This is a genomic window from Roseateles sp., assembly GCF_047654785.1.
Taxonomy (GTDB): Bacteria; Pseudomonadota; Gammaproteobacteria; order Burkholderiales; family Burkholderiaceae_C; genus Pelomonas.
This window is the reverse complement of record NZ_JASGKQ010000001.1, coordinates 991,511-998,441: the sequence shown is the minus strand read 5'-3', so window position 1 is coordinate 998,441 and position 6,931 is coordinate 991,511. Positions and strand designations below refer to the sequence as shown.

Annotated in this window: 5 protein-coding genes and 2 pseudogenes; all 7 read right to left on the bottom strand. The window is 70.5% G+C overall.

The features are described 5' to 3' along the window. Positions 1-46: 46 nt before the first annotated feature. Positions 47-936 (bottom strand): annotated as a pseudogene (gene hflC, locus QM788_RS04705) (protease modulator HflC). A gap of 15 nt (positions 937-951) precedes the next feature. Further along, positions 952-2,155 (bottom strand): annotated as a pseudogene (hflK, locus tag QM788_RS04700) (FtsH protease activity modulator HflK). Positions 2,156-2,205: 50 nt separating this feature from the next. Continuing rightward, the gene (hflX, locus tag QM788_RS04695) at positions 2,206-3,450 is read right to left on the bottom strand and encodes a GTPase HflX (protein ID WP_415660286.1); all 1,245 of its coding nucleotides are present in this window, start codon (positions 3,448-3,450) and stop codon (positions 2,206-2,208) included. Positions 3,451-3,454: 4 nt separating this feature from the next. Next, entirely contained in the window at positions 3,455-3,697 is a 243-nt protein-coding gene (gene hfq, locus QM788_RS04690; RefSeq protein ID WP_415660285.1) for an RNA chaperone Hfq, read from the bottom strand. A 77-nt stretch (positions 3,698-3,774) separates the two neighbouring features. Next, entirely contained in the window at positions 3,775-5,112 is a 1,338-nt protein-coding gene (gene der, locus QM788_RS04685) for a ribosome biogenesis GTPase Der (protein WP_415660284.1), read from the bottom strand. Positions 5,113-5,120: 8 nt separating this feature from the next. Next, the gene (bamB, locus tag QM788_RS04680) at positions 5,121-6,245 is read right to left on the bottom strand and encodes an outer membrane protein assembly factor BamB (RefSeq protein WP_415660283.1); all 1,125 of its coding nucleotides are present in this window, start codon (positions 6,243-6,245) and stop codon (positions 5,121-5,123) included. Beyond that, a complete protein-coding gene (locus QM788_RS04675) occupies positions 6,242-6,910 on the bottom strand; it encodes a YfgM family protein (protein WP_415660282.1) in 669 nt (222 codons plus the stop codon). Before QM788_RS04675 ends, bamB begins: the two co-directional genes overlap by 4 nt. Positions 6,911-6,931 lie beyond the last annotated feature (21 nt).

Below are 6,931 nucleotides of genomic sequence, written 5' to 3'. Positions count from 1 at the left end.
AGCCCCTCGATGACCAGCACCAGCGCCAGCGCGGCCAGCCACTCGTTCACTTGCGCGCCGCTGCGGCGGCGGGGCCGGCCCCGCGCATGGCCTTGAAGAAGTCGCTGTTCGGGTCGACGACCATCACGTCGCTCTTGTTCCGGAAGCTGGCCTTGTAGGCCGTCGAGCGAGCGGTAGAACTGGGCGAAGTTCGGGTCGCGGCCGAGCATCGGCGTACAGCGCCGAGGCCCAGTCGCCCTCGCCCATGGCCTTCTGCGCGTCGCGGTAGGCCTCGGAGACGATGATCTCGCGCTGGCGGTCGGCGTCGGCGCGGATCTTGTCGCCCTCGGCCGCGCCGGTGGAGCGCGCCTCGTTGGCCACGCGCTTGCGCTCGGACTCCATGCGCCGGTAGACCGATTCGGTGATGCCCGAGGCGAAGTCCACACGCTTGATGCGCACGTCGACGACCTCGATGCCGAACTGCGCGGCCTCGTCGGTCAGGCGCTTGCGCACGTCGCTCATCACCTTCTCGCGCTCGGTGGACAGCACGGCGATGACGGTGCGCTTGGTGACCTCTTCGTTGAAGGCGGCCTGCACGACCGGCGCCAGCCGGTTCTCGACGTTGCGGATGTCGGCGCCGCTGTTGCGGATGAACTGGCGCGGCTCGGCGATGCGCCACTTGATGAGCCAGTCGATGACCAGGCTCTTCTTCTCGGCCGTGAAGATGGGGCGCGACTCGGGGCTGTCCAGCGTCTGCACGCGGCGGTCCAGCAGCACGACGTTCTGCAGCGGCGGCGGCAGCTTGAACTTCAGGCCCGGCTCGGTGATGACTTCCTTGATCTCACCGAGCGCATGGCCGACGGCGGCGAACTGGCGCTGGTCGACGATGAAGAGCGTCGACGACAGCAGCATCAGGACGACGAGCGCGCCGGCGACGATGGCGGCAATACGGTTCATGGGGGGCTTCCTCGGTCAGCGGCCGTCGCGGCTGCGCAGGTTGTCACGGCCGCGCAGGTCGGCGGCGGCCGGCACCTGCGCGGACTCGGGCAGGCTCGCGGGCTGCCGGCGCGGACACCGTCACGCTGCCGCTGCCGCCCTGCTGCAGCAGCTTGTCCAGCGGCAGGTAGAGCATGTTGGAGCCGCTCCTGCTGTCCACCATGACCTTGCTGACATTGCTGTAGACCTGCTGCATCGCGTCGATGTAGAGGCGGTCGCGCGTGACCTGCGGCGCCTTCTGGTACTCGGCCAGCACGCTCTTGAAGCGCTCGGCGTCGCCCTCGGCGGTGGCGACGACGCGGGCCTTGTAGCCCTGCGCCTGCTCGCGCAGCTTGGCGGCCTCGCCCTGCGCGCGCGGGATCACCTCGTTGGCGTAGGCCTGGGCCTCGTTCTTCAGCTGCTCGCGGTTGGCGTTGGCCTTGAAGGCGTCGTCGAACGCGGCCTGCACCTGCTCGGGCGGCTGCACGCTCTGCACGTTGACGTTCTTGATCAGGATGCCGGCCTTCAGGCGGTCCAGCTGCGCCTGGATGGACTTGGCCAGGTCCACCGCGATGACGTCGCGCTGCTCGTACAGCACCGAGTCCATCGTGCTCTTGCCGACGATCTCGCGCACCGCCGACTCGGCGGCCAGCATCACGGCGTCCCTGGGCTCGCGGTTCTCGAACAGGAACTCGCGGGCGTCCTTGATCGTGTACTGCACCGTGAAGCGGATGTCGACGATGTTCTCGTCCTGCGTCAGCATCGACGAGTCGCGCAGGCCGGTGGCGGCCACGACCGAGTTGCGCCCCACCTCGACCTGCTGCAGCTGCGTGACCGACACGATCTCGTGCTGCTGGAACGGATAGGGCAGCCGCCACTGGAAGCCGGCTTCCACGGTCTTGCTGTATTTGCCGAAGGACGTGACGACGCCCTGCTGGCCTTCCTGCACGATGAAGAAGCCGCTGCCCAGCCAGCCCAGCGCGACCACGCCGGCGATCAGCCCGGCGCCGATGCCCGCGCCCTTCATGTCGGGCACGCCGCCGCCGGTGCCGCCGGCCGGGCCGGTGGGGCCGCCGGGCTTGCCGCCGAACATGCCGGAGAGCTTGCGGTTGAAGTCGCGCCAGAGCTCGTCGAGGTCGGGCGGGCCGTCGTTGCGGCCGTTGTTCAGCAGCCGGCCGGCGGCGCGGGCCACCGGCGTCATCAGGCGCCGGACCCAGGAGGGGCTGCGGGGCGGGGTGTGGAAAGTGCTGCTCATGCCTGGGAAGGGACTGAGGAAGAAGACTCGGGACCGTCCGACGGCTCGACGTCGAAACGTGGGTCCCGCTCGTCGGGAATCAAGGGCCGGGCCTGCATGGCCACGGCGATCAGTTGGCGCAGCTCGGCCAGGCCGGCGCCGCCCCGGGCGCTGACGAACACGCGCGGCGTCGGCGCGGTGCCGCCCGCGGGGCGCAGCACGGCGTCGACGATCTCGCGCGGGCGCTGGTCGTCGGCCAGCAGGTCCTGCTTGTTGTAGACCAGGATTTGCGGCACGCCGGCCGCGCCGATCTCGGCCAGCACGCGCTCGACCTCGGCCATCTGCTCGTCCAGCACCGGGCTGGCGGCGTCCACCACGTGCAGCAGCAGGTCGGCGTCGGCCGCCTCCTGCAGCGTCGCACGGAAGGCCTCGACGAGCTTGTGCGGCAGGTCGCGGATGAAGCCCACCGTGTCGGACAGCGACACGCTGGCGCCGGCCTGCTCCAGGTAGAGCGAGCGGGTGGTGGTGTCCAGCGTGGCGAACAGCTGGTTGGCCGCATAGGCGCGCGCCTTGGTCAGCGCGTTGAACAGCGTGCTCTTGCCCGCGTTCGTGTAGCCCACCAGCGAGACCTTGAACACGCCGTTGCGCGAGCGCGAACGCCGCTGCGTGCTGCGCTGGCGCTGCACGCGCTTCAGGCGTTCCTTGGTCTGCTTGATGCGGTCGTCGATCATGCGGCGGTCCAGCTCGATCTGGGCCTCGCCGGGGCCGCCGCGCATGCCGATGCCGCCGCTCTGGCGTTCCAGGTGGCTCCAGCGCCGCACCAGGCGCGTGGCCAGGTACTGCAGCCGCGCCAGCTCCACCTGCAGCTTGCCCTCGTGGCTCTGCGCGCGGGCCGCGAAGATCTCCAGGATCAGCGCCGTGCGGTCGGCCACGGGCACGCCCAGCACCCGTTCGAGGTTGCGCTGCTGGGCGGGCGAGATGGCCTGGTCGAACAGCACCGTGTGGGCCTGGTGGGCCTGCACCAGCAGCTTGATCTCGTCGGCCTTGCCGGAGCCGACGAACAGCGCCGCGTCGGGCGCCGGCCGGCGGGCGATGACCTTGGCGACCGGCGTGTCGCCCGCCGACTCGGCCAGCAGCGCCAGCTCGTCCAGACTTTCGTCGAAGCCCTGCCGGGCCGAATGGCGTCCGAAATCGACGCCCACAAGAATGGCGCGCGCCGCCTCGGAGGGCGGCGCGTCGTCGTGGGATGACGTCGGGGACAAGGGATCAGGGGTTCGCCGGCGCGTCGCCAGCGTGGAAGTTGACCGCGCGGCCGGGCACGACGGTGGAGATCGCGTGCTTGTAGACCATCTGCGTCACGGTGTTGCGCAGCAGCACGACGTACTGGTCAAAGGACTCGATGTGGCCTTGCAGCTTGATGCCGTTGACCAGGTAGATCGAGACCGGCACATGCTCTTTGCGCAGCAGGTTCAAAAAGGGGTCCTGCAAAAGTTGGCCTTTGTTGCTCATCGGTATGCTCCGAGTTGTCGGGAGAAGGGGTTGGGTGGGCGACCTTAACACAGGGTTTTGCCGGACCCGGACGCGCGCTAGGTCTTTTCGTCGAAGGGATTCTTCGAAGAACGCAGCTCGATCTTCAGCGGCGTGCCGACCAGCTTGTAGTGCGCGCGGATGCGGCCTTCCAGGTAGCGCTTGTAGACCTCGGTCACGCCGTCCAGCGCGTTGCCGTGGATGACGACGATGGGCGGGTTCTGGCCGCCCTGGTGGGCGTAGCGCATCTTGGGCCGCGACACGCCCGAGCGCTTGGGCTGCTGGTGCTCCACCGCTTCCTGGATCAGGCGGGTCAGCACCGGCGTGGTCATCTTGCGGTAGGCCGAGGCGTAGGCGTCGGCCATCGCGTTCCACAGCGCCGACAGGCCTTGCCGCTTCAGCGCCGAGATGCGGTGCAGCGGCGCGAACTTCAGGAAGGCCAGGCGCTGCTCGATCTGGCGCTGCAGCGTCTCGCGCTGGTAGGCGTCCACCGCGTCCCACTTGTTGACGGCCAGCACGACGGCGCGGCCGCTGTCGAGGATGTAGCCGGCGATGTGGGCGTCCTGGTCGGTCACGCCCTGGGTGGCGTCCAGCAGCAGCAGCACGACGTGGGCGTCGGCGATGGCCTGCAGCGTCTTGACGACCGAGAACTTCTCGATGGCCTCGAACACCCGGCCCTTGCGGCGCAGGCCGGCGGTGTCGATGAGCTTGAACTTCTGGCCGTTGCGCTCGAAGTCCACCGCGATCGCGTCGCGCGTGGTGCCGGGCATGTCGAAGGCGACCAGGCGCTCCTCGCCCAGCCAGGTGTTGATCAGCGTGCTCTTGCCCACGTTCGGGCGGCCGGCCACGGCCAGGCGGATCACGCCGTCCTGCTGCGGGCCGGCGCCGAACTCCTCGCGGGTGTCCTCGAAGGGCTCCAGCACCGCGTCCAGCAGGCTGCGGATGCCCTGGCCGTGCGCCGACGAGATCGGGTGCGGCTCGCCCATGCCCAGCTCGTGGAACTCGGCCAGCAGCGGCGACTCGCTCATGCCCTCGGCCTTGTTGACGGCCAGGTGCACCCGCTTGTTGACGCTGCGCAGGTAGCGGGCGATGTCGCTGTCGTGCGCCGACAGGCCCAGGCGGACATCGACGACGAAGATGACCGCGTCGGCCTCGGCGACCGCCTGCTTGGTCTGCTTGGCCATCTCCTTGACGATGCCGGTGCTGCTGTCGGGCTCGAAGCCGCCGGTGTCGATGACGATGAACTCGCGGTCGCCCAGGCGGCCGTCGCCGTAGTGGCGGTCGCGCGTCAGGCCGGCGAAGTCGGCGACGATCGCGTCGCGCGACTTGGTCAGGCGGTTGAACAGCGTCGACTTGCCCACGTTGGGGCGGCCGACCAGGGCGATCACGGGCTTCATGCGCGGGCTTACTCGGCCTGGATGGCGAACAGGCCGCCGCTGCGGGTGGCGACCAGCACGGTGTCGTTCAGCCGCGTGACGGCGACGACCGGGGAGCCGTCGGTGGGCAGGCGCGAGCGCGTCTTGCCGGTGTCGCGGTCCAGCAGGTGGACGTAGCCCTCGAAGTCGCCCACCAGCACCTGCTTGCCGAGCAGCACCGGCTCGGAGAGCTTGCGGTGCTGGAACTGGTCGCCCGACCAGGCCAGGTCGCCGTTGGACAAACGCCAGGCCGACAGGCGGTCGGACGCGTCGCCGGCGACGACGACCTGGTCGTCCGCGCCGATGCCGTTGGTGCCGCCCGTGATGCGGCTCCACAGCGCGCTGCCGCGCTCGGCGTTCACGCAGCCCACGGCCGCCTGGAAGGCGCGCGCGCAGATCACCTCGCCCTGGCGCACGGCCGGGCCGACCAGGTCGGCCAGGCGCTCCACCTCGTTGGTGCCGCGCGACGTGGCCACGCTGGCCTCCCAGCGCAGCTCGCCCCGCAGCGGGTCGATGCCCGCCAGGCGCGCGCCCTGGCCGACCACCAGCGTGTCCTTGTAGGCCGTCAGCACGCCGGCCTTGGCCAGCGTCAGCGGCTCGCCGGGGCGCTTCAGCTCCCAGATCTTGCGGCCGTCCAGCGCATCGAAGGCCAGCACCTGGCGGTCCAGCGTCAGTGCGAAGACGCGCTCGCCGGCCACCAGCGGCGCGGCGATGACGGGCGTGGGCAGCGCCTTCTTCCAGGCCAGGCGGCCGCCGTCCAGCACGACGAGTTCGTTGTCGCGGTTGACCACCGCGGCGAAGCGGCCGTCGCTGCCGACGCCGGCCAGCAGCTTGGCGCCGGCCTCGCCGCGCCACAGCTCGCGGCCGTCCGCGGCGGCCAGCGCGCGCACGCCGCCGTCGCTGCCGGCGACGACGAAGCGGTCTCCCGGCGTGGCGATGCTGAGCGGGAAGCCGATGCCGTCACCCTTGGCGCTCCAGGCGACGCGGCCGGTGTCGGGGCCGGACAGCGCCTCCAGCGCGGCGGGCTTGTTCTTGTCGTCGCCGAACCAGGAGTTCCAGGTGGAGCAGCCGGACAGCGCGGCCGCCAGCGCGGCGATCAGGGCGAGGCGCTTCATTGCGGCACTCCGGCGGCCTCGACGGCCGTGGGCACGCCCAGCGTCGCGAGCTTGGCCTCGACGATGCGGCGGTAGTCGTCCTTCTTGTCCAGCGCGGCCAGCGCCTTCTGGTATTCGGCCTTCGCGGCGTCGCGCTGGTCCTGCAGCAGCAGCGCATCGCCGCGGCGGTCGGCCACCAGGCCGGCGAACTCGGCGGACTTGACCGCGTCCAGCGTCTTGGCGGCGTCGGCCCAGGCCTTGGCATCGAGCTGCAGGCCGGCCAGGCGCAGGCGGGCGAGGTCACGGTAGGGGTCCTGCGAGCCGTGCTCGGCCACCCAGGCCAGGCTCTGGCGGGCGTCGCCGGCCTTGTCCTTGTCGAGCTGCAGCCTGGCGACCTGCAGGCCGGCCTGGGCCGCGAACGCGGTGCCGGGGTAGCGCGACTGCAGGTCGCCCACGGCGGCGGCGGCCTTGTCCAGGTCCTGCGCGGCCAGCGCCTTGTCGAACTCCTCGTACATCGCGGCGGCCTTGGCGGCCTGGTCGCGCTGGTACCAGTTCCAGCCCTGCCAGGCCGCGAACACGGCCAGCACGGCCGTCAGCACCCAGGTGATCAGGTTGCCCCAGCGCTTCCAGAAGGCCTTGAGCTGGTCGAGTTGTTCTTGTTCTTCGAGGTCGAGATGCGATGCCATGGGAGGGAATACAGCGGTGTG

Coding starts and splice junctions, on each gene's coding strand:
- hfq (WP_415660285.1), bottom strand. CDS start 3,697: ATGAGCAACAAAGGCCAACTTTTGCAGGACCCCTTTTTGAACCTGCTG.
- der (WP_415660284.1), bottom strand. CDS start 5,112: ATGAAGCCCGTGATCGCCCTGGTCGGCCGCCCCAACGTGGGCAAGTCG.
- bamB (WP_415660283.1), bottom strand. CDS start 6,245: ATGAAGCGCCTCGCCCTGATCGCCGCGCTGGCGGCCGCGCTGTCCGGC.
- QM788_RS04675 (WP_415660282.1), bottom strand. CDS start 6,910: ATGGCATCGCATCTCGACCTCGAAGAACAAGAACAACTCGACCAGCTC.